The 26,401-nt window shown below is 67.6% G+C and carries 18 protein-coding genes; 8 read left to right on the forward strand and 10 right to left on the reverse strand.

What is annotated here, in order from left to right; translation table 11 throughout:
• The first annotated feature begins 229 nt into the window (after positions 1 to 229).
• Positions 230 to 3,250, forward strand: a complete 3,021-nt coding sequence (locus RA164_RS01305) for a sensor histidine kinase (RefSeq protein WP_329742179.1) — start codon at positions 230 to 232, stop codon at positions 3,248 to 3,250.
• A gap of 25 nt (positions 3,251 to 3,275) precedes the next feature.
• On the opposite strand, the gene RA164_RS01310 is transcribed toward RA164_RS01305, so the two are convergent.
• From RA164_RS01310 to RA164_RS01330, 5 genes are all read right to left on the reverse strand, one after another.
• Positions 3,276 to 4,664 (reverse strand): TolC family protein, encoded by a 1,389-nt coding sequence (locus tag RA164_RS01310; RefSeq protein ID WP_329742180.1) that lies wholly within the window; start codon positions 4,662 to 4,664, stop codon positions 3,276 to 3,278.
• Positions 4,654 to 6,621: an FUSC family protein gene (locus RA164_RS01315; RefSeq protein ID WP_329742181.1), complete on the reverse strand. Its 1,968-nt coding sequence runs from the start codon at positions 6,619 to 6,621 to the stop codon at positions 4,654 to 4,656. The genes RA164_RS01310 and RA164_RS01315 overlap by 11 nt, the downstream gene beginning before the upstream one ends.
• Complete coding sequence (locus RA164_RS01320; RefSeq protein WP_329742182.1) at positions 6,605 to 7,648, reverse strand: HlyD family efflux transporter periplasmic adaptor subunit; 1,044 nt, start codon at positions 7,646 to 7,648, stop codon at positions 6,605 to 6,607. The genes RA164_RS01315 and RA164_RS01320 overlap by 17 nt, the downstream gene beginning before the upstream one ends.
• The gene (locus tag RA164_RS01325) at positions 7,645 to 7,923 is read right to left on the reverse strand and encodes a YtcA family lipoprotein (RefSeq protein WP_329742183.1); all 279 of its coding nucleotides are present in this window, start codon (positions 7,921 to 7,923) and stop codon (positions 7,645 to 7,647) included. Before RA164_RS01325 ends, RA164_RS01320 begins: the two co-directional genes overlap by 4 nt.
• Positions 7,924 to 8,111: 188 nt before the next feature.
• Positions 8,112 to 9,821: a thiamine pyrophosphate-dependent enzyme gene (locus RA164_RS01330; RefSeq protein WP_329742184.1), complete on the reverse strand. Its 1,710-nt coding sequence runs from the start codon at positions 9,819 to 9,821 to the stop codon at positions 8,112 to 8,114.
• A 341-nt stretch (positions 9,822 to 10,162) separates the two neighbouring features.
• Between RA164_RS01330 and RA164_RS01335 the strand changes: the two genes are divergently transcribed.
• Positions 10,163 to 11,707 carry a LuxR C-terminal-related transcriptional regulator gene (locus RA164_RS01335; protein ID WP_329742185.1) on the forward strand — a complete coding sequence of 515 codons (1,545 nt, stop codon included), beginning with the start codon at positions 10,163 to 10,165 and terminating at the stop codon, positions 11,705 to 11,707.
• 23 nt (positions 11,708 to 11,730) lie between these two features.
• Here RA164_RS01335 and RA164_RS01340 read toward each other — a convergent pair whose 3' ends face one another.
• The 5 genes from RA164_RS01340 to RA164_RS01360 form a co-directional block, all read right to left on the reverse strand.
• A complete protein-coding gene (locus tag RA164_RS01340) occupies positions 11,731 to 12,387 on the reverse strand; it encodes a response regulator (protein WP_412731055.1) in 657 nt (218 codons plus the stop codon).
• Between the two features lie 195 nt (positions 12,388 to 12,582).
• Entirely contained in the window at positions 12,583 to 15,642 is a 3,060-nt protein-coding gene (locus RA164_RS01345) for an efflux RND transporter permease subunit (protein WP_329742186.1), read from the reverse strand.
• Between the two features lie 2 nt (positions 15,643 to 15,644).
• Positions 15,645 to 16,724 (reverse strand): efflux RND transporter periplasmic adaptor subunit, encoded by a 1,080-nt coding sequence (locus tag RA164_RS01350; RefSeq protein ID WP_329742187.1) that lies wholly within the window; start codon positions 16,722 to 16,724, stop codon positions 15,645 to 15,647.
• Entirely contained in the window at positions 16,712 to 17,620 is a 909-nt protein-coding gene (locus RA164_RS01355; protein WP_329742188.1) for a hypothetical protein, read from the reverse strand. Before RA164_RS01355 ends, RA164_RS01350 begins: the two co-directional genes overlap by 13 nt.
• The gene (locus RA164_RS01360) at positions 17,604 to 17,999 is read right to left on the reverse strand and encodes a BlaI/MecI/CopY family transcriptional regulator (RefSeq protein WP_329742189.1); all 396 of its coding nucleotides are present in this window, start codon (positions 17,997 to 17,999) and stop codon (positions 17,604 to 17,606) included. Before RA164_RS01360 ends, RA164_RS01355 begins: the two co-directional genes overlap by 17 nt.
• A gap of 178 nt (positions 18,000 to 18,177) precedes the next feature.
• Here RA164_RS01360 and RA164_RS01365 point away from each other — a divergent pair, with 178 nt between their 5' ends.
• From RA164_RS01365 to RA164_RS01390, 6 genes are all read left to right on the forward strand, one after another.
• Positions 18,178 to 18,741 carry a PepSY domain-containing protein gene (locus RA164_RS01365; protein WP_329742190.1) on the forward strand — a complete coding sequence of 188 codons (564 nt, stop codon included), beginning with the start codon at positions 18,178 to 18,180 and terminating at the stop codon, positions 18,739 to 18,741.
• A gap of 76 nt (positions 18,742 to 18,817) precedes the next feature.
• Positions 18,818 to 19,507, forward strand: coding sequence for a response regulator transcription factor (locus tag RA164_RS01370; RefSeq protein ID WP_329742191.1), 690 nt, complete (start codon positions 18,818 to 18,820; stop codon positions 19,505 to 19,507).
• Positions 19,508 to 20,893, forward strand: coding sequence for a sensor histidine kinase (locus RA164_RS01375; protein WP_329742192.1), 1,386 nt, complete (start codon positions 19,508 to 19,510; stop codon positions 20,891 to 20,893). It begins immediately after the preceding gene.
• Positions 20,890 to 22,230 carry a TolC family protein gene (locus tag RA164_RS01380; protein WP_329742193.1) on the forward strand — a complete coding sequence of 447 codons (1,341 nt, stop codon included), beginning with the start codon at positions 20,890 to 20,892 and terminating at the stop codon, positions 22,228 to 22,230. The genes RA164_RS01375 and RA164_RS01380 overlap by 4 nt, the downstream gene beginning before the upstream one ends.
• Entirely contained in the window at positions 22,227 to 23,273 is a 1,047-nt protein-coding gene (locus RA164_RS01385; protein ID WP_329742194.1) for an efflux RND transporter periplasmic adaptor subunit, read from the forward strand. The genes RA164_RS01380 and RA164_RS01385 overlap by 4 nt, the downstream gene beginning before the upstream one ends.
• Entirely contained in the window at positions 23,270 to 26,323 is a 3,054-nt protein-coding gene (locus tag RA164_RS01390; protein ID WP_329742195.1) for an efflux RND transporter permease subunit, read from the forward strand. Before RA164_RS01385 ends, RA164_RS01390 begins: the two co-directional genes overlap by 4 nt.
• The last annotated feature ends 78 nt before the right edge of the window (positions 26,324 to 26,401 follow it).

The following is a 26,401-nucleotide window of genomic DNA, read 5'->3' on the forward strand; positions in this document are numbered from 1 at the left end:
GCATCTGCCGAACACTCATCGCCGCGCTGTCCCATCGGCATGGCAGCTCAGGGTCGTTCACCCTGTAAGCTACCCAGGACTCCTGTCTGAAGCATGGACGTCGCGTCGCCGGGCGCGCGCCCGGCTGCGGGTGGGGGCAGACGTGCATGGGATGCACGGATGCGGGGGCTGCGCGTGTGTGCGGTACCTGCATCAACACGCCGGTCTTGTCCCCTCATAGGTTGCGCGCATGCCTGGACCCAGCAAGCGTTGGGAACACTTCTCGAGAACGATGTTCTGCGTGGCCGCGCTGCTGGTCATGGCGACGGGCAACTGTCTGGCGGCGCGTGTATGGTCGCTCAATCGCTATCAGCACACGGCGTGGACAGGGCGCGATGGCGCACCGACCGGGCTGACCAACCTGGTGCAGACGACCGACGGCTTCATCTGGATCGGTGCCGACAAGGGCATGTTCCGTTTCGACGGCCTGTCTTTCGAGCGGATCCGGCAGCTCGATGGCGTCGATCTCTCCGATGGTCCCGTCAAGCCATTCTTCGCAGGCCGGGACGGCAGTCTCTGGGTGGTGGCCGACAAGGGTGGTCTGATCGAGTTCAGGCACGGCAAGGCAACCCGATACACGAGCAAGCAGGGCGTGCCGGGTTCGGGTTACATCAAGGAGATCACCGCCGGGCCGAAGGGGCAGGTCTGGATGGTGGCCCAATACGCCATCTACCGGCTGGTGAACGGGCGCTGGGTGGTAGCGGCGCCGGACCTTCTGCAGCAGCACATTTCGGTGATCAGCCTGCTGGTCGACCAGCGTGGCGGCGTGTGGGCAGGAACGGCTGCTGCACTGTATTACCGGGCCCCGGGCGCCGCACGCTTCGTCCTGCTGGAGAAGAAGGGCTACGTGTTGTTCATGGCCGAACGACATGACGGTTCGGTGTGGGTCCGTTACCTGAAGCACACCATCGAGCGCTGGAATTTCCGTGATGGCGTGCCGGTGCTCGCGACCGGTGTGATCCGTACATCGTCGGACGGGTACATGGTGTTCGATCATCAGGGCGATCTGTGGATTAACGGGCTGGGCGACGGCATCGAATATGTGCCGGCAAGCGCGATCGACGCAGATCCTGAGCTGGCCCACGTGAACAGCCACATCGCGTCGTTCGATACATCCGATGGCCTGAGCGGCGACTATGTCTGGCCTTCCATGGTCGATCGCGAGGGCAATATCTGGTTCGGCACCGAGTCGGGCATCGACCGTTTCACCCGCAGCGACTTCGCGATGTCGGCATTCCCGGCGAGCGGACATTACTTTTCGCTGGCGCCGGGGCTGCATGGAAGCATCTGGGCGGGCAGCACCGGCGAGCCGGTCATGGAAACGGATGCAGGCCAGCTGAAGACGACCCGTGTGCCGGTGCAGATGATGGCCTCCACCACAGGGCCGGACGGCGTCGTATACATGGCCGGCCCGGGTGGGCTGTGGCAGATGGACGATCACGGCGTCAGGCAGCTGTATACCTTCACGATGGCGCACTATCCCAGCGTGCTGTCGCTGGCGAGGGACGCGGACGGCGTGCTCTGGTTCGGCGTGGCGGCAGGCCACCATTCGGGCCTGTATTCCCTGCAGGACGGCAAGCTCGGCATCAGGAAGGACATCAGCGAAAAGCCGCCGGAGGTCATCTTCGCAGATAGCCGTGGCCGCCTGTGGATGGGCTACATGGCGCATGGTGACATCCTGGTCTACGACCATGGCCGCAAGACCTATGTCGGCGGCCGCGGCGCGCTGAATGTCGGCGAGTCGCCCGCGTTCACCGAGGCGAGGGGCCGGGTCTGGATCGGTGGCGGTGAAGGTCTCGGCTACATGGATGGCATGACCCTGAAGCGGCTGCAGTTTCCTCCCGGAAAGCAGATCAGGAACGTTACCGGGCTGGTGTTTGCGAACGATGGCGACCTGTGGGTGCATGCGCTCGACGGTGTGTACCGGATACCCGGGAAAGAAATCGACCAGGTGCTGGCGGGTCGTCGGCGGGTGACTTCGTACCAGGCTTTCGACGCGCTGGATGGCGTGCCCGGGGCACCGGCGCCGCACATCGGCCATCCCACCGTGGTCAAGGGCTCGGACGGGCGTTTGTGGTTTTCGACGAGCGACGGCGTCGCATGGGTGGATCCGTCCCAGCGAGTGGCCGATACCGTCGCGCCCCCGGTGCTGATCACCCGGGTCGAGGCGGACGACAAGGTCTTTCCAGCAGGTACGGAGATAAAGATTCCTCCGCTGCCCCGGACTTTGCGTATTCATTTTGCCGTGCCGAGTTTCAGCGCACCGGGACACATCCAGGTGAGGGTGCGGCTGCAGGGGCTGGACCCGAAGTGGCATTCGGTCGGCCGGCAGCGCGAGGTCGCCTATACCAACCTCGCACCCGGGCATTACACGTTCGAAGTCATCGCCTGCAATGGCGAAGGCGTGTGGAACCGCACCGGCGCGCACCTGGCCATCACCGTCATGCCGGCGTACTACCAGACATATTGGTTCGCGGCGCTGTGCGTGGCGCTGGCGCTGACCGGCATCTGGATGCTGTTCATGCTCCGCCTGCGGGAGATGAACCGGCGCACCTTGATGCTGGCGGAGGCCCAGCGGGCCGAACGCGAACGCATCGCGCGCGACCTGCATGACACCCTGCTGCAGAACTTTCCCGCATCGCTGATGAAGCTGGAAGCGGAGGTGAAAGGCCTGCCCGGCGACATCCCGCGCGATGGCCTGGAACGCGCGGTCGACCACGCGTACGACATCGTGACGCAGGGCCGGAACCAAGTCGCCCGGCTGCGTGCGGCCGAAGGCGGTTCGCTCACCGATACCCTGTCCGACGTGCTGGCCGCGTGGTCGCGCGACTACGGCATCGCGATCGATGTCACGGTGGATGGCGCGGTCCGGTCGCTGCTGCCGCTGGTGCACGAGCAGGTGATCTATATCGTGCGGGAGGCGGTGCTGAATGCCTGTCGGCACGCGGCGGCCACAAGCATCCGGGTGGTCGTGGCGTTCCGCCGGTGGAAGCTCGTCGTCAGCGTGGTCGACGACGGCGTGGGTATGCCGGCCGATCTTCTCCGCGGCGGGACCCGTGCAGGTCACTGGGGCCTGCAGGGCATGCGCGAGCGTGCGCAGCAACTGTCCGCCAGGCTGCGTATCGGGCTTGGGGCCAACGGTGGCACGGTGATCCGGCTGACGGTTCCCGCACGTCTGGCCTACCGCTGTGATGACGACAGGGCGGCATGATGCGAAGGCGCGAGACGTCGGACCTTCAGGGTGAAACCTGCGTTCCCGTGGCCAGGTCCAGCGCCGCATGCGCAATCAGGACATCGGCATCGGCCGCCTGCTGGCTGGCTTCGGCCCTGGCCAGTGCGGCCTCGTCGTCGCTCAGAGCATTGATGCTGGACAACCCGTGGCGGTAGGCGTCGAGCGAGGCCTGGTAGGCGAGTGCGGCGGCATGGGCGTAATCGCGCGCCTGGCGACGGTTGTCCAGGCTGGTCCGCAGGTCGTTCCAGCTCTGCACGACCTGCCGTGCGGCGGTGTCTTTCGTGGCCGCCAGTGCATCCTCGGCCTGGCTTTCCTTGGCGTTGGCGATGGCCACATGGGTGGCGCGTGCACCGCCATCGGCGAGCGGCAACTGGAAGGACAGGAACACGCTGTTGCCCTCGCGGTCGATGCGTGAATAGGGGCTGCCGTCGCTGCTCGTCCTGCCGATGTTCTGGAACACGGAGACCTTCAGTCCGATGGTCGGGCGGTAGGCCGCATGTGCGGTGGTCACGTTCGCCTCGGCGGCAAGCACCTGGCTTTGCGCCGCCCGGATGTCGGGCCGGTCGCGCATGGCCCGGTCGAGTTCGGCGCGCAGTGGCTGCAGCGGCGTCTGCGCGACGCTCGCGTCGCCGGGCACGACCAGCGAAAAATGCGCGTCCGGCGACATGCCCACGGTAGCCAGCAGGTTGGCGAAGGCGGTGCGTGCATCGCCTTCGGCCTGGGTTTTGCGCAGGCGCATGGCGGCAGACTGGCGATGCGCTTCGGCCACCTGGACCACGGTGGCACGGCCGTGTCGGCGCTGGTCGACGACGGCCTGCTCGGTCAGCAGCGCTGCCTGCAGGGCTTGCTTCGCCGCGTGGACCTTGCCCTGCGCCGAGGTGGCGGTGAAATACGCGCGGGTTACCTCGAACACCAGCTTTTCGCGCTCGCCGCTGAAGCTGGCCGCCGCCGCACGCGCCTGTTGCCGGGCCGCCTGCAGCTGTCCCCTGCGCCGGCCGAAGTCGAACAGCAGCCATTTCAGTTCGAGACTGGGCAGTACTTCCTGCGCGTGCGATATGAAATAGCCGCGTCGCGACACCGTCCTCGGAATGGCCAGCGGCGTGTGCTGCATGCCGGCCAGTGTCTTGAAGTCGATCTGCGGCGCGTACTGGCTGCGGACCAGGCGGGTGGACAGCCGAGCCTGCCGGAGCTGCGCTTCGGCCGCGTGGTTCTGCGGGCTGATGGAAAGAGCCAGCCGGATCAGCTGATTCAGCGAATAGGTATGCTGCGTCGTCGGCGTCGGTGGCGGACGGGAGATCACCCATGACCGGCTGGATGCGTGCGCAGCCGCACAGCCGGATCCGACCGCAAGGGCGGTTGCCAGCAGCGCCCTGGCGACGCGCTCAGTGCGCATGCATCGCATGGTCGATGTCCTCCAGCAACTGCCGGCGAGCCCGGCTCAATGCGTTCGTCGACGTAGCCGGTGGACGGCTGGCCGGGTCGGTATGGTCCTGCGGCTGGACCAGGGCATCCAGTTTCGCGGCGATGTCGGCATCGGCGGACTGTGTATCCGGCGTTGCGGCCGTGGTCTGCCGCAGACGGAGCAGCACCCGTGCGTGCGACACGATACGGTCGGCCGCTGCTGCGTCCACAAGCAGGCGGTCGTGGCTGACCGGGCGCCATTCGAAGTGGCTGCGCGCGCGCAACTGATCGGCGTGAGCCCGCTGCCTGCCCAGCGCCAATCCGCTTGAGGCGCGGGAGGGCTCGCTGGCGTCCTGGCGCAACCGTGCAGCCAGGGTGCTGAACATCGATGCCTGCAGTCGCCGGATTTCCGTTGCGGTGCTGACCGGCCACAGCGACGCGAACATCAGCGTTACCCAGGCATTGCCGATCAGGATGCCGACCACGCGGTCGCGCAGCACGGTCAGGTCGCTGGCGGGCGCGAAGCCCTGCAGCGTGCCCAGGAAAAAGGCGAACGCGATCTGCATGCCGGCGTAGGAGATCGCTTCGCTGCCGGTGCTGATCCAGGCAGCGAACAGCGACACCGCTGCCATCACCAGGCAGAACTGGCCGATATCGTCCAGCCTGGGCAGCACGAAGACCAGGCAGAGCCCGGCCAGCAGTCCACCGATGAGCGCACCGGAAATCCGCAGCGTGAACTTGTGCAGGCTCTCGCCAAACGTGGTCATGGACACGAAGAAGCAGGTGGTCACGGCGGTGCGGATGCCGGGCCAGTCCAGCAGGGTGTAGGTCGCATAGGCACCGAGCACGGCCAGCATGACCTTGACGGCGAAGCGCGCATGCTCGCGGTTGCGGAAGGCGTCGGCGATGAAGAATGCGCGTGGGGCGGGTGGGTCCGGCAACGCGGTCGCATCGCCGTGCCCCAGAGATCTCAGCAGCAGTTCGTCGATGACCTGCTGCAAGGCCAGCGCGGTGGGCTGATCCGGTCTCGGTTGGCCCGGATTGGGTCGGTCAGGATTCGGAGATGCGGATGCGCGTTCGCCGTGCCCGGATGGCGCCTGGCCACGGCGCCGTGCCAGCAGGTGGCGGCCGGCCTGCTGCAGCGCACCGGCAAGCTCGCGACGCATGCCCTGCGGCGTGTCGGCAGGCAGCGTGACGGCGATGTCCAGCGCTTCCATCAACAGCGCCAGCATGGCGTTGTCCTCCAGCGCGAAGACTTGCAGGCGCCTGTCCCAGTTCTGTGCGCGGGTCTTCAGCTGTTCCAGCGCGACAAGTTGTCCGCGCAGGCGCTGCGGGTCCTGTGTGCCGGGATGTTCGAGGTAGGCAGCCAGCCCGGCGAGTACCGCGGTGGCCTGTCTGCGCGCCAGGGTTGCCGGACGTTCGCCCGTGGCCAGGGTGACGGCGACGGTCACCATTACTGGTACCACCACGATGACCCACAGCCATAGCACGCCATGCACCACCGGTTCGGTTGCCGGGCTTTCGTCGAGCAGGGTCTGGGTCAACACCAGCACGTAGCCGGACAGGAACGCCACCGGCCCGAGCGAGCTGGTGCGCGCCAGGAACGGACCGAGAAACGCGCTGAGCGCCAGCAGCGGAATGCGCAGGGCCGGTGCACCGGCATCGAACACGTACAGCAGGATCGACAGGCTGACCGCCAGGGTGATCGCCAGGGTGCCGCCGATCGCGGTGATCAGGGTCGAGGCCGCGTCCGACTGGCTGACCACGAACACGATATAGATCGCGTAGGCCGGCAACGGAATGCGGAAGGTCATGGTGACGATCAGCATCACCACGGTGCACGCGGTGATGCGCAGCATGCTGCGCCAGCGCGCCGGGTCGACCTGCAGCTCCAGGCGCAGCAGACCGGGCAAACCGTCGCGCGGTGGCGACTCAGCGCAGCTGCGCATCTTGCACCCGCACCGAAGCGGTCGCTCCGATACGCAGGAACGGCGTGCTGCCGCGATCCAGATGAATCCATACCGGAAAGCGCTGCGCGACCACTACCCAGTCGAGATCACGACCGACCCGCGGCAAGCCCGGGCCGACCGATCCTTCCGGCTGAACCCCCTGGCCGATGCTCTGCACGGTGCCGCTGAGCGGATGCCCGTCGCGGCCCATCATCCACACCGTGGCGTGTTCGCCGGGCCTGATATGGCGCAGGTCGGTTTCGCGGAAATTGGCGACGGCATACCAGTTCGCGTCGTCGATCACGGTCAGCAGCGGATGGCCTGCGGTGGCGAACGAGCCCGGCGCCAGGTCGAAGCCGGCGACCCGGCCGTCGACAGGCGCGACGATATGCGTTTCGCGCAGGTTGCGTGCGGCCAGGGCTTCGCCGGCTTCGGCACCAAGCAGGTCGGCTTCCAGACTCGCGACATCGCCGATGCTCTGCCGGGCCTGGGTGGCTTTCGCGGTGGCCGCGGCCAGCTGCGCCCGGGCAGCCTGCTCGTCGGTACGCGCCTGGTCGACCTGCTGCGCCGTGACGAATCCCTTGGCCAGCATCGGCTCCAGGCGCAGCCGGGTGTCGTGGGCCAGTGTCAGCTGCTGGCGTGCGCGTTGTGCTTCGTGGGCGGCGGCGACGGCGCCCGAACCCTGGGCGTCGACCCGACGACCGGTGAGGGCAATTTCAGCCTTCAGGGCGTCAACCTGTGCACTGGCCTGGCGCAGTTTCAGCACGTAGGGCGCGGGATCGATGTCCAGCAGCACCTGTCCCTTGTGCACCCGCTGGCCGTTGTGGACGCCGATCCACACAACGCGTCCGCTGACCTCGGGCGCGAGGCTGGCGCTATAGGCATAGATGTAGGCATCGTGCGTGCGCGGGCGATGGCTCAGCACGATCATCGACCATACGATGGTCGTCACTGCCGCCACGACCGCAAGCGCGGCAACCGCCTTGCCCGCGATACGACGGTCCGGCACCGGAGCTGTCGTGTTCATGCCAGCCATACCAGCCAAAGACCGAGCGTCACCGCGATCCACAGGCTCAGGTAGACCAGCACGGGCAGCGGCAACGCGGCGTCGATGCCGGTCCTGACCAGCACGAAGCGGATCGCCGCGACACCGGCGATGCCGAACACGGCACACAACATCCAGCTGGGGAAATACGAGCCGAGGATGTTGCGCGAGGGTGCAGCGCTGCAGCTGCTCAACAGGAGCACGGCCATCGCCACGGCGGAAACATGCAGCTTTCGTGGCCGTGGATGTTCGAGCATGACATTCGCCTCTGTGCGGGGGGAGATGGCCGGGCAGGAGACGCACTGCAGCATGGCCGCGACGAGGTGCGGCCGCATCGTGCAGCGGATCACGCCATCGAGATCGAGTGTGCGATGCGCGCCGGCGTGGCTGTATCCCCTGAATGGGGGTAACCCGGGCTGGATCGGCGCCCGCTGCCGGGCATCGATCAGATGTTCTCGCGGATCATTTCCAGTACGTCGGCGCCGCGTCCATGCAGGATGGCCTTGATCGAATACAGCGACAGGCCGAGGATCGGCTTGGCCTCGATCATCGGTGGCCGCACCAGTTCCAGCTGGTTGACCTTGACGTTGAGCAGGGCCGGACCGGGCTGCGCCAGCCATTCCTGGATGGCGCCATCCAGCTCGCTCGAGGTGGTGACCGTGCGCCCCCACAGGCCGATGGCTTCGGCAACCTTGCCGAAGTCGGGATTCTTCAGTTTGGTGAACGTGTCCAGGATGCCTTCGGCCTTCTGCTCGATCTCGACGAAGCCGAGCTTCTCGTTGTCGAACACGGCGATCTTCACCGGCACCTGTTCCTGCAGGGTGGTGATCAGTTCACCCAGCAGCATGCTGAGTCCGCCGTCGCCGCAGCAGGCGATCACCTGGCGGTCCGGCGCGGCCTTCTTGAGTCCCAGCGCACTGGGCAGGCCGGACGCCATCGTGCCGTGCAGCAGGCTGCCGAAGATGCGTCGGCTGCCGTTGGTCTCGAACACCCGAAGCGCCCATACGATCGGCGAGCCGTCGTCGCCGACCAGTAGCGCATCCTCGTCGGCATGCGCGTTGATGCGCGACATCAGGTAGGACGCCGGGATCGAATCGTTGTGACCCGGCTTCAGGTGCTTCTGCCACTCGTCCCGGGCTTTCCTGTAGCGGCGCACGAACTCCTGCTGGAACAGCGTATCCGCCTTGTTTTCCAGATGCGGCAGTAGCGCCTGCAGGGTCAGCTTGACGTCGCCCACTGCACCAAGGGTCACGTGGTGGCGGCGCCCCAGGTGCGATGGCTTGATGTCGATCTGCACGATGTTGGCGTGGTCGGGGTAGAACTGGCGCCACGCGAAATCCGCACCCAGCAGCAGCAGCGTGTCGCATTCGAGCACGGCGTGATAGCCCGCTTCGTTGCCGAGGATGCCGGTCATGCCGACGTTGTAGGGATTGTCGTGTTCCAGGTCGGACTTGCCGCGCGAGGTATGTGCGATCGGCGCCTTGAGCCGCTCCGCCACGGCCTTGATCTCGTCCAGCGCACCTTCGCAGCCGGCGCCGGCGTAGATGGTGACCTTGTTGCCCGCGTTGAGGATGTCGGCGATCGCCTCGATCTCCCGCGGATTGGGCCGGATGTCCGGACGTGCGTGGTGAACGCGATAGGGGTAATCCTGCTTGACCTCGCCATGCGAGATGTCGACCGGCACGATCAGCACCGCCACGCCGCGCTCGTTCAGTGCGGCCTGGCAGGCGGCCACGGCCTTCTTGCGGGCCTGTTCGGGGGTCAGGATCATTTCGCAGTACACCGTGCATTCCTTGAACACGGATTTGAAATCGACTTCCTGGATGAACTCGAAACCGAGTTCGTTCATCGTGACCTGGCTGGCGATCACCACCACCGGCGAGCGGTTGCGGTTGGCTTCGTAAAGGCCGTTGATGAAGTGCAGGCTGCCCGGTCCGCACGAGCCGGCGCAGGCCACCAGTTCGCCGGTGAGCTGGGCCTCGGCACCGGCGGCGAACGCGCCGGCCTCCTCATGGCGCACGCTGACCCAGTCGATCGAACTCTTGTCGAGGTTCTCGGCGATCAGGTTGAGTGTGTCACCGACGATGCCGTAGCACCGCTTCACGCCGGCCTGCTCGAGCACCTCGACGACGATCTCTGCAACCTTCTTGCCCATGGCAACGCTCCGCAAAACATGAGGGATGTGGGGGAGTCCGCTGGACGGGGATTCCAGGCCTGTACGGGCGATGGACTCGGCACCAGTCTGCCGTTTTGGACGGATGCACCCCATCCCCCTGATGGGGGCTTTCGCGGCTGCGGGCGCGGTTGACCCTTTCGGGTCGCATGGTGCACCCGGCAGGGTGGAAAACATCTACCCGCGCGAGGGCATCGCCGGAAGCCGGATGCGGGTAGGTTGGAAGCTACGGGGTGGCTGCCGCGATCCGACGATGTTCTGTTGCAGGCAGCCCGGGAGCCGGTGGTGCGACTACTGCGCCACTGCGATGGATCGAGGTGTTTATGCATGCGTGCCTGCGGCAAGAGGATGTTCCGCACCGTGGCCGGCCAGAACTGCTGACCACGGCGTTTGCCGGCGTCTCCGGTGCACTCGACGGCATCGCGTCGCGCGCGATGCTGGATGCGAGCTGGCGTGCGGCCGAGCGCTTCGAACACGACGAGCTGCTGCGGCAGGTCGATCGCATGCGCGCGCTGCCGGCATGTCGACAGGACGCGGCGGCATGCAGGCAACGCCGGGACGAGCGGGATGTCCTGGTCGCCATCGGCTACCTCTGGCGAGACGACGCCGAGCAGGCGCTGGCGCTGGCCGGTGACGTGCTCGCGCGTCCGCTGTCGCCGCGTATGCGGATGGTGCTGCTGACGGTCATCCGCTACGCCTGCTGGAAAATGCGCCGGCTCGATGCGCTCTACGAGCTGTCCGCGCCGCGCCTGTATCGCACACGCAGGGGCGTGTGGATTCCGCAGGTCGTCAACCTGTCCATCGAGGCGGCCGCCGAGGCGGAGCAGCTGCGCCTGAAACTGGCCGAGCGCCATGCCAGACGTGCCATCGAACTGTCCGAGCGGGCTTCCGGGCATGACGCCAAGGTTGCGCTTCTGTCGCGCTGTGTGCTGGCCGCGGTGACCTACGAAATGGGCGACATGGAGCAGGCGCAGGCATTGCTCCGCAGCCGCGAGGCGGCGATCGACCAGCATGGCGGTGCGGATGCCGTGATGTGGGGACGTACGACGGCTTTCCGCCTGGCGATGGCGCAGGGTCACCGGGCGCAGGCGTCGCGATTCGTGCGCATGGGTATCGACACATGCCGGCAGAAAGGCTGGACCCGGCTGGCTGCATACTTTGCTGCACTCGAAATCGTCGCCATGCTCGCCGATGGCAGAACGGAGCTGGCTGGCCGTGCGCTTGCACGTGCACAGCAGAATGGAGCGACAACGGCCCGGCCGGTTGCCGGATTCGATGTGGATACCTGGCCGCTTGAAGCGGCGCGCCTGCGTATTGCTTTCGCGATCGGCGACTACACCGCGGCGGCGGCCGGGTTCCGCCTGCTTGGCGACTGGCTGCGCGGGCGCCACCTGGCAGTGCTGGCGGTCCGCTTTGCCGCATTGGCCGCTGGCAGCCTGTATCGTGCCGGTCGCAAGGACGATGCCTGCGCTGACATGCTTTGTGCCCTCGAGCGAGGCGCCGCGGCGGGTCTGTTCCGCACCTTCGTGGACGAGCTTTCGATCATCGGGCCGTGCCTGCAATGGATCCGTTCGTCGCGGAAAAACCAGCTTGGGCACCTCCATGCCTATATCAACGGCATCCTGGTCACGTGCGAAGCCGGGTATTCACATGACGATGCTCGACAGACTCCCGACATCGTGCTCAGTCAGCGCGAAATCGGCGTGCTGGATCTGGTCAGCAGGGGTTATTCGAACAAGGGTGCGGCACGTGAGCTGCACATCGCGCCCGAGACGGTGAAAAGCCACATGAAGCGCATAGCGGTCAAGCTTTCGACCAGGACCCGCGCGGAGGCGGTGGCCTGCGCCAAATCGATGGGCATGATCTGATGCCTGTGCCGTAGCGTTGCGCTTTACTGCACCGGATCGATGTAGCCGCGCCCCAGTGCGATCATCGCGGCATGCGTACGGTCGCCCGCGTTGAGCTTGCGCATGATGCTCTTCATGCGTGCCTTGATGGTGTCTTCCGAAAGGTGCAGTACGCCGGCAATGCTGCGGTTGCTCTGGCCCTTCGCAACCAGGCGCAGGATGCTGGTTTCGCGTTCCGTCAGTGCTTCGTGGCCCATGTGCTGCGCCACCTGCTCGGCCACGTCGGCAGCCATGGTCCGGCGTCCGATCAGTGCGTTGCGGATGGCGCGGATGATCTCGTGGCTGCGTGCCGTCTTGAGCAGGTAGGCGGTGGCCCCGAGCGCGAATGCCCTGGCCACCCTGGCGTCGCCAAGGAAGGTCGTCAGCACGATGATGGCGGCATCCGGAAATTCGTCCCTGATGGCGGCGATGGCCTGCAGTCCATCCATTTCGGGCATCTGCAGGTCGATCAGCATCAGGTCCGGACGAAGCGCGCGGTACTGGGCGATGGCTTCCCTGCCATGGGTGGCCTCGCCGGCGATGTCCAGATCGGGTTCGCGGGACAGCATCGAGCGCAGCCCGTCACGCACCATCGGGTGATCGTCGACGATGAGGATGCGGGATGTTGTCCTGCCCTCGGTCAAGGGTTCGCCCGGATGCATGATGGATTCACTCGGTGCTGATGAAAGCGGTGCTGACGAACGTGCGGAAAGACGTATCGGAATGCGAAGAACGCTTGAAGGATCATGCCCCCGCGAAAGGGCTGTTACAACGCTCAAAAGGGTATTTTTTCGGCGCTTTGCCCGCATGTTGAAGGCGCGGCATCGACATGCACGCAATGGGCCAGGGAGATGCGTTCAACCGGACTGCTGCCGCGCCAGCTGGCGGTGACGCCAGTGCAGGTACAGCGCGGGAATCAGGTTGGTGCTGCGCACTGCGCTCCAGGCCAGTCCGCCCAGGATCACCACGGCCAGGCCCTGCTCGGGCGCGGCGCCCTGACCCAGTCCAAGCGCGGTCGGCAGCATGCCCAGCATCGCGGTGAGCGCGGTCAGCACGATCGGGCGGAAGCGGATGCGGATCGCTTCGTGCACCGCGTCGTCCACCGGCATGCCGGCGGCTTCGTTGTGGCGGACGCGATCGAGCAGCACGATGCTGTGGCGCAGACCGATGCCGACGAGGGTCAGGAAGCCGACCATGCCCATCGCGTTCAGGCCCACCCCGCTGATCACCAGCGCCACGGTACCGCCGGTCAGCGCCAGCGGGATCTCCAGCAGCAGGATGCCGGGAATCAGCAGGCCGTCGAACTGCAGCAGCAGGATGCCGACCATGATCGCGAATGCTGCCGCGCCGGCCAGCAGCAGGCCCAGTGCAGCCTGTTCGAGTTCGGCAGCGAGTCCGCCGAAGCCGATGCGGTAGCCTGCCGGCAGGCGCAGTCCGGCCAGGGCGCGTCGCGCCGCGGCGTCGGTGCTGCCCAGCGGACCGGTCGGCGTGGCCAGGATGTCGAGCGCACGGGCGCCGGCGATGTGACGGATCTGGTTGGGCGTCTGCACCAGCTGCAGCCGGGCGAGCTGGTCCAACGGCGTCCAGCCACCTGCAGTGCGGATCGGCAGCGCGGACAGGTCCGCCACCGATCGATGCGGGGCATCGGCCAGCCGCACATACAGGTCCAGCGGCACATTGCCCTGTGGCACGCGGCTGATCACCTGGCCATCGATCAGCGGATCGAGCTGGGCGTACAACGCGGCGGGTGTCAGCCGATGCAGCGCGAGCGCGGCGCTGCGTGGCTCGATCTGCAGCTGGGTCACCGGGTAGCCGTCGTTGTCGAACACATCGGCCAGTGCCGGGATACGCTTCAGCCGCGCGGTGATCTCGCCGGCGATCCGCCGCAATTCCGGTATGCGGCTGCCGAATACGCGGATGACGAATGGTTGCGGCAGGCCCGACAGGCTCTCGCCGACCCGCTCGATGGTCGGCGTGTCCACCGACAGCTGCACGCCCGGCAGCTGCGATTCGCGCTGGATGCGCTGGCCGATGGCGTCCAGCGCGTTGACGTTCACGCCCGGCTTCAGCGTCACCTGGATCTCGCCGGCCCATGCGGGTTCGGTATAGGTGGTCGATGCGCCCGAGCCGATGCGCGCATCGACATGCGCCACCGCCGGGTCGGCCAGCAGTCGCGTCGTGATGTTCTGCACGGCGATGCGGCTTTCCAGCAGCGACGCGCCCGGCGCCAGGGTGAACGATTCCAGCAGAGTGCCTTCGTTCGGCAGCGGCAGGAAGTCGATCGGCACCAGCACCAGCCCGACCAGGCTGACCAGCAGTACCGCGAAGGTGATGCCCAGGCTGAGGCGTGGCGCGCGGGCCACCCAGTGGAACAGTTTCTGGTTGGCCCGCTGCAGCCATTCCAGCAGATGCTGGCCGCTGCGGCTGCCCGCGCTGGGGCGTGCGCCGATGAAGCCCAGGCCCAGCGGAATGAAGCACAGCGACACCAGCAGCGAGGCCAGCAGCGCCAGGATCATCGCCAGCGAGAACGGGATGAAGAACAGCCCGACCAGTCCGCCGACGAACAGCAACGGCACGTAGATCGCCACATTGGTGAGGGTGCCGGTGACGTCCGGTATCGCGATGCTGCGCACGCCATTGAGGATGCCCTGCCAGTGTGCGTCGCCGCGTTCCCAGCAGTGGTAGATGCTCTCCAGCACGATGATCGCGTCGTCCGCCAGCAGGCCCACCGCCACCGACAGCGCACCCAGCGTCATCAGGTTCAGGTCGTGCCCCATCAGGTGCAGCGCAGCGATGCCGAGCGCCAGCGACAGCGGAATCGCCAGGGCCAGTACCACGATGCCTCGGCCCGCGCCTAGCACCCAGAACAGCAGCAGCACCGCCAGCGCGGCGCCAATCAGCAGGTTGCGGCCGAGATCGCGTCCCACCATGCCGACGATGTAGCCCTGGTCGTAGATGCGCACCCAGTGCACGCCGGCGGGCAGCTGCGGCTGACTGGCCTCCAGCGCGGCCTGCACCGCGCGCGTTACCGCCAGGGTCGATGCGTGCGGTTGCTTGAACACGGTCAGCGCGACGCTGGGGTGGCCGTCCAGCGACACCGCGTTATGGATCGGCACGCCTGCCCGCACGATGCGCGCCAGTGCTGTCAGCGGCACCGGCCCCTGCGGCGTGGCGACCGGCACCTGGCGCAGCCGGGCGATTCGGGTCGGCAGGTTGCGCGCCTCGATCAGCACGTCGTTGTGGCCCAGCGAAAGATAGCCGCCAGGCGCCAGCAGCACCTGCGCCTTCACCGCCTGCACGATGGTGTCGATGCCGATGCCATAGCGTCGCATCGCACCCAGCCGGGGCTGTATCCACAGCGCCTCGTTGCCGGCACCGAAGGTGTATACGAACTGCACCCCGGGCAGCGCGCGCAGCGCCGGCACGATATTGGCCTGCACCGCGCGCTGCACGCGCGCCGCCGCGATGCCCGCGGGAATCTCTGCCGCGTAATCGGCCACCTCGTTGATCGCGTTGCCCATGATCTCGGCCAGCGGATGCACCTGGGTGGGCAGTTCACCGCGCGCACGGTCGATCGCGCCGTTGATCGCCTGCAGGTCGGCCTGGGCGTTACTGTCCTTGCCGAAGCGCACGTCGATTTCCACCGTGCCGCTGCCCATCGTGGAATGCACGCTGCGCAGCCCGGTCAACGCCAGGATCTGGCTCTCCAGCGGGTTGACGACCAGGTGCTCAAGCTCGGTCGCGGTGGTGCCGGGCAGGTGCGCGGTGACGCTGACCTGCGGGTAGTCGAACTGCGGCAGCACCTCGACCGGGGTGTCGACGAAGGCGATCACCGCATACGTCAGCACCGCGCCGAGGATCAGCACCCACAGCAGCGGGCGGCGCAGCAGGCGCGGCAATGGAATCTCTGCGGGCATGTTCAGTCTGGCGGCTGGTAGGACTGGGCGATGTCACGGTGGTATTCCAGGAAGGCGTTCCTGCTCACCACCTGCTGCCCCGGGCGCAGGCCGGAGACGATCCAGGTGTGCCAGCCCTGCGCCGGTCCGGGTATCACCTGCCGCGGCGTGTTGCCGCTGGACGTGTGCAGCACCACCCACCAGCGACCGCGATCCAGCACCAGTGCCGAGGTCGGTATCGCCACGCCCTGCGCCGGCGGGCCGTCCACGCTCACCGTGCCCGACTGGCCGTCGATCCACGATGCGGGCGGGGTGGCCGCCAGCGGCAGCAGGCCCACCGTGCGGCCGCCGTCCATCGCCAGTGCCGCCGCGACCGAGACGACCTTGACCGGCACGGCAGCGCTGCCGTCGGCCGGCTGGAAGCGGCCGCGCATGCCCGGGTGCAGCCGGGTGGCGTCGGCGCCGTAGTAGGTGGCATCAACCCACAGCCGGTTCGCCGGCAGCAGCACCAGCACGGTCTCGCCGGTCGTCACCTGCTCGCCGTCGCCGGCATGTACCGCCAGTACCGTTCCTGCCACTGGCGCACGCAGGCCCTGCATGTCGCGCGCCTCGGCCAGCCGGGTCCTGGCGGTTGCCTGCGCCGCCTGCGCCGAGGCCAGCGCACTGCGTGCCGCGTCGACGTCCTGCCGGGTCGCCAGCCGTTGCGCGAACTGGCGGCGGGCGATCGCCAGCGCCTGTCGTGCCGTCGCTGCGTTCGTGATGGCGCTGTGCAGCGCCGCTTCGCGGCCGGTCATGAAGGCGCGCAGACGGGAGCCGCCGAGCTGCGCCAGTACCTCGCCACGGACGACCGTGCTGCCGGGCACCACATGCAGGTCGCGCAGCGCGCCGGGCACCAGTGCGCGCACCGGCACGGTGGCAACCGGCTCCACCTGGGCATAGGCCGTGTAGACCGTACTGCGCTGCTGCAGGCGGGCCACCGCGTAATCGCCGGATGACGGCGTGCGCGTGGCGGCGTGTACGTCGACGATGCCTGCCAGGCAGGCGAGGGCGGCCAGCGCGGCAAGGCGTCGCGGCCAGTTGCTTGCGGTGCTCAGAGCAGACATGTCCATGCCAGCATGGGGTGAAGGATCGATTCGCCGTACAGCGCGCCCAGCAATACGGCCGTCAGCAGCGTGCACGCGAGCATCAGCGGCAGCCAAGCGCGATGCGTTTCCGGCGGTGCGGGTGCGACGTTCGCGCTCCGGTTCGCCAGCAGCCGCACGATGCGGCGCTCCAGCGCCTGGGGATTGCCGCCGAGCGCGGCATCGACCAGCAGGCGTGGCCGGCTCGTTGCCGTGCCATGCCGGTCCTGCGACGCATACTTCAGCGTGACCACCACCGCGGCGGCCAGGTCGGCCCCGGACACGCCGTGCTGGCGGGCTTCGTCGTCGCGTGCCTGTTCGAGCATTTCCAGCCAGTGGTCGAAGCGGTCGCGTGCGCCTGGCCACGGCCATTGCAGGTCGGCCGCGAGCTGGCCCAGCCAGATACGCAGAGGGTCGCGATGACGCACATGGGCCTGTTCGTGCTCCCAGGCCGCGCGCACCTGGCGGTCTTCCAGCGAGGGCACCAGGAACGGCGAGAACACGATCCGCGGGCGCAGCAGGCCGGCGGTGCAGATGGGCTGCCCGGCCGGTTCGCGCAGCAGTGCCCAGCCTGCACGGAACAGCGCACGCGACGCGACCAAGGCGAACGGAAGGCAGCTGGCCAGCAGCAGCCACGGGTCGAGGCGGTCATGCACCGGGTCGGGTTCGCGCAGCGCCCACCCGCCCAGCCAGGCCGCGATGATCCAGGTCGGCGCCACCGGCAGCCACAGATGCAGCCAGGCATGTCGTTCGGCGACGCCGGCATCGCCATCGCCATCGCGCCGCCCGCGAAAGCGGATCGCCGCCAGCGGCTGCACGGTCAGGCCGCCCAGCAGCAGCAACAGGATGCCGAGCAGGGTTTCACGGCCCACGGTCAAGTGCCTTTCTGTCGCGGATCGCCTGCTCGAACTGTTCGAGCAGGTCCGGATCGATCTCGCCGACCGCGTCGACCAGCGCAGCGACCGCGGCCTGCGGTTCCGGGCCGAGGAAGCGTCCCATCAGTTGCCGGGCCCGCACGCGTTCCACTTCGGCGCGCTCGACCGTCGGTCGGTACACGAAGGCACTGTTGTCCCGGCGCCGCTCGACCAGGCGCTTTTCGCGCAAGCGATCCACCACCTTGGCGGTGGTGGTGTAGACATAGCCGGCGGGCACCCCGACGCGTTCGTGCAGGTCCCGCACCGATGCCGTTCCCAGCGCCCAGAGCGAACTGAGCACGGCGTATTCCAGATCATCGGCGGGCAGTGAATAACGGCTCATAGCGCATGATTACGACGCACGTCGTAACGCTGTCAACACGACCGCGCTGGCGATGACGGCCGGTGTCGCCCGCATGCGGCCTGTGCGAACGATTCTTACCAATCGGTAAGAATCTCCCAATCCGTCGGCAAACACGCGCATGTCAACCTGACTGCACATCACAACGGAGTGTCGACTCATGATCCATGCCGCATCCCGCCGAACGAACGCCTTCGTCCCGACAATGGCCTGCGCCGTGCTGCTGTTTGCCGGCGCTGGTCTCGGCACCGCGCACGCGGATGCCAGCGAGGCCGCTGAAATCGCCGCCGTGCACAGCGCCGGTATCGCCCCCATGGACGCGGTGTCGCGTGCCGAGAAGCACAGCGGCGGTCGTGCCTTCGGCATGGGGCTGGAAGTCGCGCGTCGCGGTACCTGGTACGAAGTGCAACTCGACGTGCACGGCAAGCCGATGCTCGCGCGGATCGATCCGCAAAGCGGGTCCTGGCTCGGCATTGCACCCGCGCACGGTGAAGACGCCCAGGGCATGCTCAGCCTGAAAGGCCGCAAGCTGTCGCTGAACCAGGCCATCGCCGCGGCCGAGCACGCCGGTCACGGACGCGCGCTGGAAGCGGGCCCGTATGGCCATGGCAAGGCGGCGCACTACGACGTCGATGTGGTGAGCCAGAGCAATCATGTCGCGCATTTCAGCGTCGATCCGGATACCGGCCGGGTGAGCACCGCGCCTGCCAGCGAGGTCGATTGACCGATACGGATGGGCGTATACGAACACGCTTAGCCGGTACGATCGTTCCAGCCTCCCATTCACGCCGCATGTCCCCATGAAGATCCTCCTGGTCGAAGACGATGCCGAAACCCTTGCCTATATCGCCAGGGGTCTGGGCGAGCTTGGCCACGTCGTCGACCAGGCTACGGATGGCCGGGAGGGTTTGTTCCATGCCAGCGAAGGGCACTACGACGTGCTGATCGTCGATCGCATGCTGCCCAAGCTGGACGGCCTGAGTCTGCTGCGCGCCCTGCGTGCGGCACAGGTGCATACGCCGGTGCTGATGCTGACCGCGCTGGGCGAGGTGGATGCGCGCGTCGAAGGTTTCGAGGCAGGCGCCGACGACTACCTGGCCAAGCCGTTCGCGTTCGCCGAACTGGCGGCGCGGGTCGGCGCGCTCGGCCGGCGGCCACCACTGGCGGAGACGCTCACCGCCACTTTGCGCGTGGCTGACCTGGAGATGGACCTGCTGAAGCGCGAGGTGCGCCGCGGCGGACAGCCGATCGACCTGCAGCCGCGCGAGTTCCGCCTGCTCGAATACCTGATGCGCCATGCTGGCGAGGTAGTGACCCGGACCATGCTGCTGGAGCAGGTGTGGGAATACCATTTCGACCCGCAGACCAGCGTGGTGGAAACACACATCAGCCGCCTGCGCAGCAAAGTCGACCGCGGGTTCGAGAGTGGCGGCCTGCTGTGCACCGTGCGCGGCGCGGGCTACATGCTGCGCCTGGAAGCCGAACGCTAGATGGCCGCACCGAACGCCAATGCCAGCTTCATCGTACGTCTGGTCCGCAGTTCCGCGTTCCGGCTGGCTGCGCTGCAGGCCAGCCTGTTCGCGCTGGTCGCGCTGGCGCTGTTCACCATCACCTGGTGGTCGGTCCGCGGCTATGTCGAGTCGCAGGTCCGCCACGCGATCAAGGACGAGTCCGCCGAAATCCTGGCGACTCCGGGCAGCGGGCTGGCCGCCGCCGTCAACGAGGCTGTGGCGCAGATGCCGCAGGGGCCGTTCTTCTATGGCCTGTTCAGCGCGCACGGGCAGCATCTGGCTGGCGATCTCGATCACGCACCGAGGGTCCAGGGCTGGAGCACCATGGTGCAGCATGAATCCCTGCATGGCGACCGCGACCGGCATCGGCGCGTGCTGGTGCAGACTCTCCGGCTGGACGATGGCCGGCAACTCGTCGTCGGGCGCGACCGGCACAGCGCCGACGAGCTGGACGAACTGCTGCAGGGCTCGTTCCTGTGGGCCGGCATTGCCGCCGTGCTGCTGGCCCTGCTGGGGGGCGTGATCACCGCGCGCAACTACCTGGGCCGGGTCGAAGCGGTGGCCGCCGCCGCTGCCCGCATCGCCGGTGGCGAGCTGGAAACGCGCGTGCCACTGGGCGAGCGCGGCGACGAGTTCGACCGCCTCGCGCATTCGCTCAACGCGATGCTGGAACGCATCCAGGCACTGATGGAAGGCATGCGCCAGGTGTCCAACGACATCGCACACGACCTGCGCACGCCGCTGGCCCACCTGCGCCAGCGCCTGGAAGCGGCGACCCGCGACGCCGACAGCATCGACGCGTTCCGTGCCGCCAGCGAACGTGCGCTGGCCGATGTCGACGGCGTGCTGGCCACGTTCGCCGCGCTGCTGCGCATCGCGCAGATCGAAAGTCGCCAGCGTCGCGCCGGTTTTGCCATACTCGACCTGTCCGCGCTGCTGACCAGTCTCGCTGGCGACTTCGCGCCCGTGCTCGAAGACCAGGGACGTTCGTTGCACACGCGCATCGAACCGGGCCTGCAGGTGCACGGTGACCGTGCCCTGCTTACCCAGATGGTCGCCAACCTGATCGAGAACGCCCTTCGGCACACGCCGGCCGGCACGCCGGTGGAGCTGGTGCTGGAACGTTCCGGCGACAGCGTCCGCATGGTGGTTGCCGATGCCGGCCCCGGCATTCCCGCAGCGGCGCGTGCGCACGTGCTCGGGCGTTTCGTGCGCCTGGACGCGGCGCGCAGCACGCCGGGCAGCGGCCTCGGGCTGGCGTTGGTGGCCGCGGTCGCCGATCTTCACGGCATTGCGCTGGAGCTGGGCGATGCCCGGCCCGGTCTGCGTGTGCAACTGGATTTCCCCACCAAGGAAACGATGTGATTCCGAACTCCCTACGCCCTGTGCGTGTCGCCATCGTCGGAGCCTTGCTGCTGCTGGCGGGCTGCGTCACCTACCAGTCACATCCGCTGCCGACGGCGCCGCACTGGGCGGCGACGCCGACCGATGCGCACGGCAAGCCGCTCGCCACGCTGGACATGCGCCAGGCCAGTGCGCTGGCGCTGCGCGCCGACCCCGATTACCAGGCCAGCCTGATCGACGCGCGCATCAGCACGTTGCAGTTGCACGCGGCCGGGCTGCTGCCCGACCCGCAGCTGAGTGCCAGCGTGGATCATCCGACCACCCCCGGCTACAGCCATGGCTGGAGTCTCGGCCTGAGCGAGGACGTGTCGTGGCTGCTTACCCGCGGCGCGACCGTGGACGCGGCGCGGGCCCGCCGCGCTACCACCGAACTGCAGCTGGCCTGGCAGGGCTGGAGCCTGGCGCAGGCCAGTGCGGCGGGTTTCGTCGACCTGTGGACCGCGCAGAAACGTTGCGCCCTGCTGCAGCGCCAGCTGGATGCCGCGACACGATTCAATGCGGCGTACCAGCGTGCGCTGGCGCGTCACGATGTCACCCTCGACACCGCATCGGCGAGCTTGATCGACCTGACCGACACGCAGAGCCAGCTGGCCGCGGCCGAGCAGGCCAGGGAGGCTGCGCAGGCCAACCTCAACCATCTGCTGGGGGTGGCGCCCGGCGCGCGTTACGGACTGGTCGCGCCGATGCCGTTGACGCTGCCTTCGGCATCCCAGCTGACGGCGGCGCTGCAGGCCTTGCCGAAGACACGTCCCGACCTGCTGGCGCTGGCCGCCGCCGCGCATGCCACCGATGCCGATTTCCGCGCGGCGGTGATGGCCCAGTTCCCGGGCCTGAGCGTCGGCGTCAACCGTGCCGGCGATACCAGCCGGGTCGATACCACCGGATTCAGCATCAACCTCAACCTTCCGGTGTTCGGCCGGGCCCAGGCCAATGCACGCATCGCCAGGGCCGCGCGTGACCGTGCAGTGGCCGAATATCAGGCGCGGCTCGACCAGGCCGATGTCGAGGCGCGCACCCTGTACGCGCAACTGCGCCAGGTCGCGCACCAGCGCAAGGTGCTGCAGCAAAACCTGCCCCAGCTCCGCATGTTCGCCCGCCGCGCCGACCGCGCCTTCCACGCGGGCAACTACTCGGGCGCCGCATGGCTTGCGGTACAGCAGAGCGTGATCACGCACGAGCTGCAGATGCTGGACCTCACCGCCACCCTGACCAAGGGCGAGGTCGCCCTGGCGGCCCTGCTCGGGCACGTTCCCCCCGGTGCTTCCCCCATTCCCGCCCACGGAACCCTGTCACGATGAAATGCGCGCTACCCGTGCCGGCCCTGCTGGCCACCCTGATGCTGTTGCTGCCCCTTTCCGGTCGTGCCGACGACGCGCCCAGCGCGCTGGTGTCGGTCACCCGCATCGTGCAGCAGCCGTTGCACGACCGCCTGACGGTCTACGGCAGGGTCGCTAGCGACCCTGCCCACGTGCATTCGCTGACCAGCCTGCACAGCGGCATCGTCGAACGGACAATGGTGACGCCCGGACAGCAGGTGACCAAGGGGCAGCCCCTGCTCGCGCTGGCCAGTTCGCCGCAGGCGCAGATGGCCTATGCCCAGGCGCGCAGCAAGCTGACCAGTGCGCAGGCCCAGCTTAAGCAGTCCGAGGCGCTGTACCGCGAAAGCCTGGTCACGCATGCGGACCTCGCCGCCGCCAGGCAGAACCTCAACGATGCCAAGGCCGGTCTCGCCGCGATCGAGGCACAAGGCACGGGGCATGCGACCCAGCTGCTGCGCGCATCCGAGGCCGGCACGATCAGCCGCGTCGACGTGTCGCCCGGTGCGCTGGTACAGCCGGGCCAGCCGCTGCTGACGCTGAGCGCGCAGACCCATCTGTGGATCCGGCTCGGCGTCGAACCGGAAGAAGCCGCCAAGGTGCATACGGGGGCGCCGGTCGATCTTCGCGCTGTGTTCGGCAGCAGCGTCGTGCACGCCAAGGTCGCGCAGGTGAACAACGTGATCGATCCGGCCACGCACCTGGTCGACGCGGTGGTCGAGCTGGACGGCAAGGACACCGCCGGACTGGTGCCCGGCAGCTGGATGCGCGGCGTGATCAGGCTGGGCACCCAGGCCGGACTGGCGGTGCCGCGTAGCGCCGTGCTCAGCGAGCACGGGCAGAGCTACGTGTTCATCATCCAGCATGGGCATGCGACCCGCGTGAACGTGCACACCGGCCTCGAGTCCGCCGGCCTGGTGGCGATTGCCGGTGCCGTGCACGAAGGTGACATGGTCGTCACCAGCGGCAATTACGAACTGACCGATGGCATGGCCGTGCGCCTGGCCAAGGAGCCGATGCAATGACGGGCGGCGGTCTGGCTGCCTGGCTGCAGCGTCATCGAAATGCCGTACTGTTCCTGATGGGGGTGCTGGCGATCGGCGGCATGATCGCGGCATTGACCATGCCGGTGTCGCTGTTCCCGGCGACCCAGTTTCCGCGGGTGCGGGTGAGCATCGATGCCGGCGACCGCCCGGCGAATCAGATGGCGGTGGAGGTCACGCGGCCGGTCGAGGAGGCGCTGCGCGGTGTCCGCAACCTGCAGACGATCGAGTCCACCTCCAGCCGCGGCAGCACCGACATCGACCTGCGCTTCAGCTGGGGCACGGACATCATCCGCGCCGCGCTGGAAGTGCAGTCTGCGCTCGACCAGGTGTTGTCGCAGCTGCCGCCCGGTACGCGCTTCCACGTACGGCCGATGGACCCGACCAAGTTTCCGGTGGTGGCCTACAGTCTGACGTCGCCGACCGAGAGTCCGGTGGCGCTGCGCAATATCGCGCAGTACCAGCTGCTGCCGCTGATCTCCAGCGTGCAGGGCGTGCGTGCGGTGCAGGTGCAGGGCGGCGAGCAGCCCGAGTTCCGCGTCACCGTGGACCCCGCTCGGCTGGCTGCGCTGCACCTGAGCCTGAAGAACGTGCAGGACGCACTGGCGGCGTCCAACGTGATCCAGTCGGTGGGACGTCTCAACCGCGACGACCGCCTGTACCTGCTGATGTCGGACACGCGCTACAGCGGTGTCGACGCGATCCGGCATGTGGTGCTTCGCACCGGTGCTGACGGCGTGGTCCAGCTGCAGGACGTGGCGACGGTGGATGTCTCCACCGTGCCGCGCTGGGAAACCGAAACGGCCGATGGCAAGCCGGCGGTGCTGATCAACGTGTTCCAGCAGCTGGGCGGCAACACGGTGGCGATCAGCCGAGACATCGCCAGCACCCTGGCCGCGTTCCGAAGCAAGCTGCCGAAGGACGTGACCATCCATCAGTGGTACGACCAGAGCGGCCTGATCGTCAATTCGGCGGGCTCGGTGCGCGACGCGATCATCCTCGGCGTGATCTTCGCCACGCTGGTGCTGTTCGCCTTCCTGCGCAACTGGAAGCTGACCCTGATCGCGGTGCTGGTGGTGCCGGCGGTGCTGGCGACCACCAGCCTGATGCTCCGCGCGTTCGGCATGAGCTTCAACATCATGACGCTCGGCGGCATGGCCGCGGCGGTGGGCCTGATCATCGACGACGTGATCGTGATGCTGGAACACCTGGTGCGCCGCGTGGCCGGCCGTGGACATGGCACGCAGACCCTGCTTGCCGCGGCGAGGGAATTCACCCAGCCGCTGGCGGGTTCGTCCACCGCGACGGTGATCATCTTCGTGCCGCTGGCCTTCCTCGGCGGGGTGACCGGCGCGTTCTTCAAGTCGCTTTCGCTGACCATGGGTGCCAGCCTGGTCATCAGCTTCTTCTTCGCCTGGCTGGCGCTGCCGCTGATCGCCGACCACCTGCTCAGCGAGAAGGACGCCATGATCGAGCATGGCGGACGCATCACCCAGCGGGTCCAGGCCGGCTACCGGCGCCTGATGCAGCGCTTGCTGCAGCGGCCAGCGCTGCTGCTGATCGGCCTGGTGCCACTGCTGCTGATCGGCGCGCTCGGTTTCCTCAAGGTGCCGACCGGCTTCATGCCGGAGATGCAGGAAGGCGGCTTCGTGCTGGACTACCGCACCACGCCGGGTACCTCACTGGTCGAAAGCAACCGGCTGATCGCGCAGGTGGAACACATCATGGGTACCACGCCCGGTGTCGACACCTGGTCGCGGCGTACCGGCGCGCAGCTCGGCGGCGGCCTGACCGAGGCCAACGAAGGCGACTTCTTCGTACGCCTGAAGAGTTCGCGCGGCCAGGCTGCGCTGATGGACAAGATCGTTTCGCGCATCCAGCGCGACGTGCCCGGTTTCGAGATACTGGATACGCCGCAGCCGATGCAGGACCTGATCGGCGACCTGACCGGTTCGCCGCGTCCAGTGGTCATCCGCCTGTTCGGCGACGACTGGCCGGAGCTGGTCAAGCTGGCGCCGAAGGTCGCCAAGGCGATCGGCAAGGTGCGCGGGCTGGCCGAGATCCAGAACGGACTGAATATCGCCGGCGACTCCATCGACATCCGGGTCGACCGGGTCAAGGCGTCGCTGGAAGGGATGACGCCGTCTGAGGTAACCGCCCAGCTCGACACCTATCTGGCGGGCAATGTCGCCACCCGCGTGCTGCACGGGCAGATCGTCTACGGCGTGCGGGTCTGGGTGGCACCGCAGGAGCGCGATTCGCTGCGGCGGCTGCGCGCGCTGGAGCTCACGGCGCCGGATGGCCATCTGGTGCCACTGGGCCGCATTGCCAAACTCCAGCTGGTGAACGGCCAGGCGCAGATCACACGCTACGACCTCAAACCGATGGTCGCCGTATCGGCGCGCATCCAGGGGCGCAGCTACGGCACCACCCTGGCCGACGTGCGGCATGTGCTGGCCGAGCCCGGATTGCTGCCCAAGGGCGTGTACTACACGCTGGGCGGGTTGTACCAGCAACAGCAGATCGCCTTCCGCGGGCTGGCCATGGTGTTCGCCGCGGCGGCCGCGCTGGTCTTCCTGACCTTGCTGTTCATCTACAACCGGTTCGGCGTCGCCATTTCGATCATGACCGGCTCGCTGCTCGCGGCCAGTGCGGTGTTCTTTGGCCTGTGGATCTGCGGGCAGACGCTCAACATCACCGCGCTGATGGGCCTGACCATGATCCTGGGCATCGTTACCGAGGTCGGCGTGTTCTATTTCTCCGAGCTCGACCTGTTGCGCGAGGAGGGCATGCCCTTTGGCGAGGCGCTGATACAGGCCGGTGAAAACCGCCTGCGCCCGATCGCCATGACGACCCTTGCCGCGATGCTGGCACTGGCACCGCTGGCGCTGGGCATCGGCCAGGGGTCGGCCATGCAGCAGCCGCTGGCCGTGGCGATCATCGCCGGTCTGGTGGTGCAGATGCCGCTGGTCCTGATCGGCGTGCCGGTGATCTACGGCGTGTTCCAGCGTCGTCGTCAGGCTTCGGCCTAGCCCGGCCCGAGCCGACGGATGCCTGTCCTTCCATCGATCCATGCGTTCCGGCGCGGCCCCGCAAGGGCGTCGCGTCCG

Origin of the sequence: Dyella sp. A6 (assembly GCF_036320485.1) — a bacterium.
In the GTDB taxonomy this organism is placed as follows: Bacteria; Pseudomonadota; Gammaproteobacteria; order Xanthomonadales; family Rhodanobacteraceae; genus Rhodanobacter_A; species Rhodanobacter_A aluminiiresistens.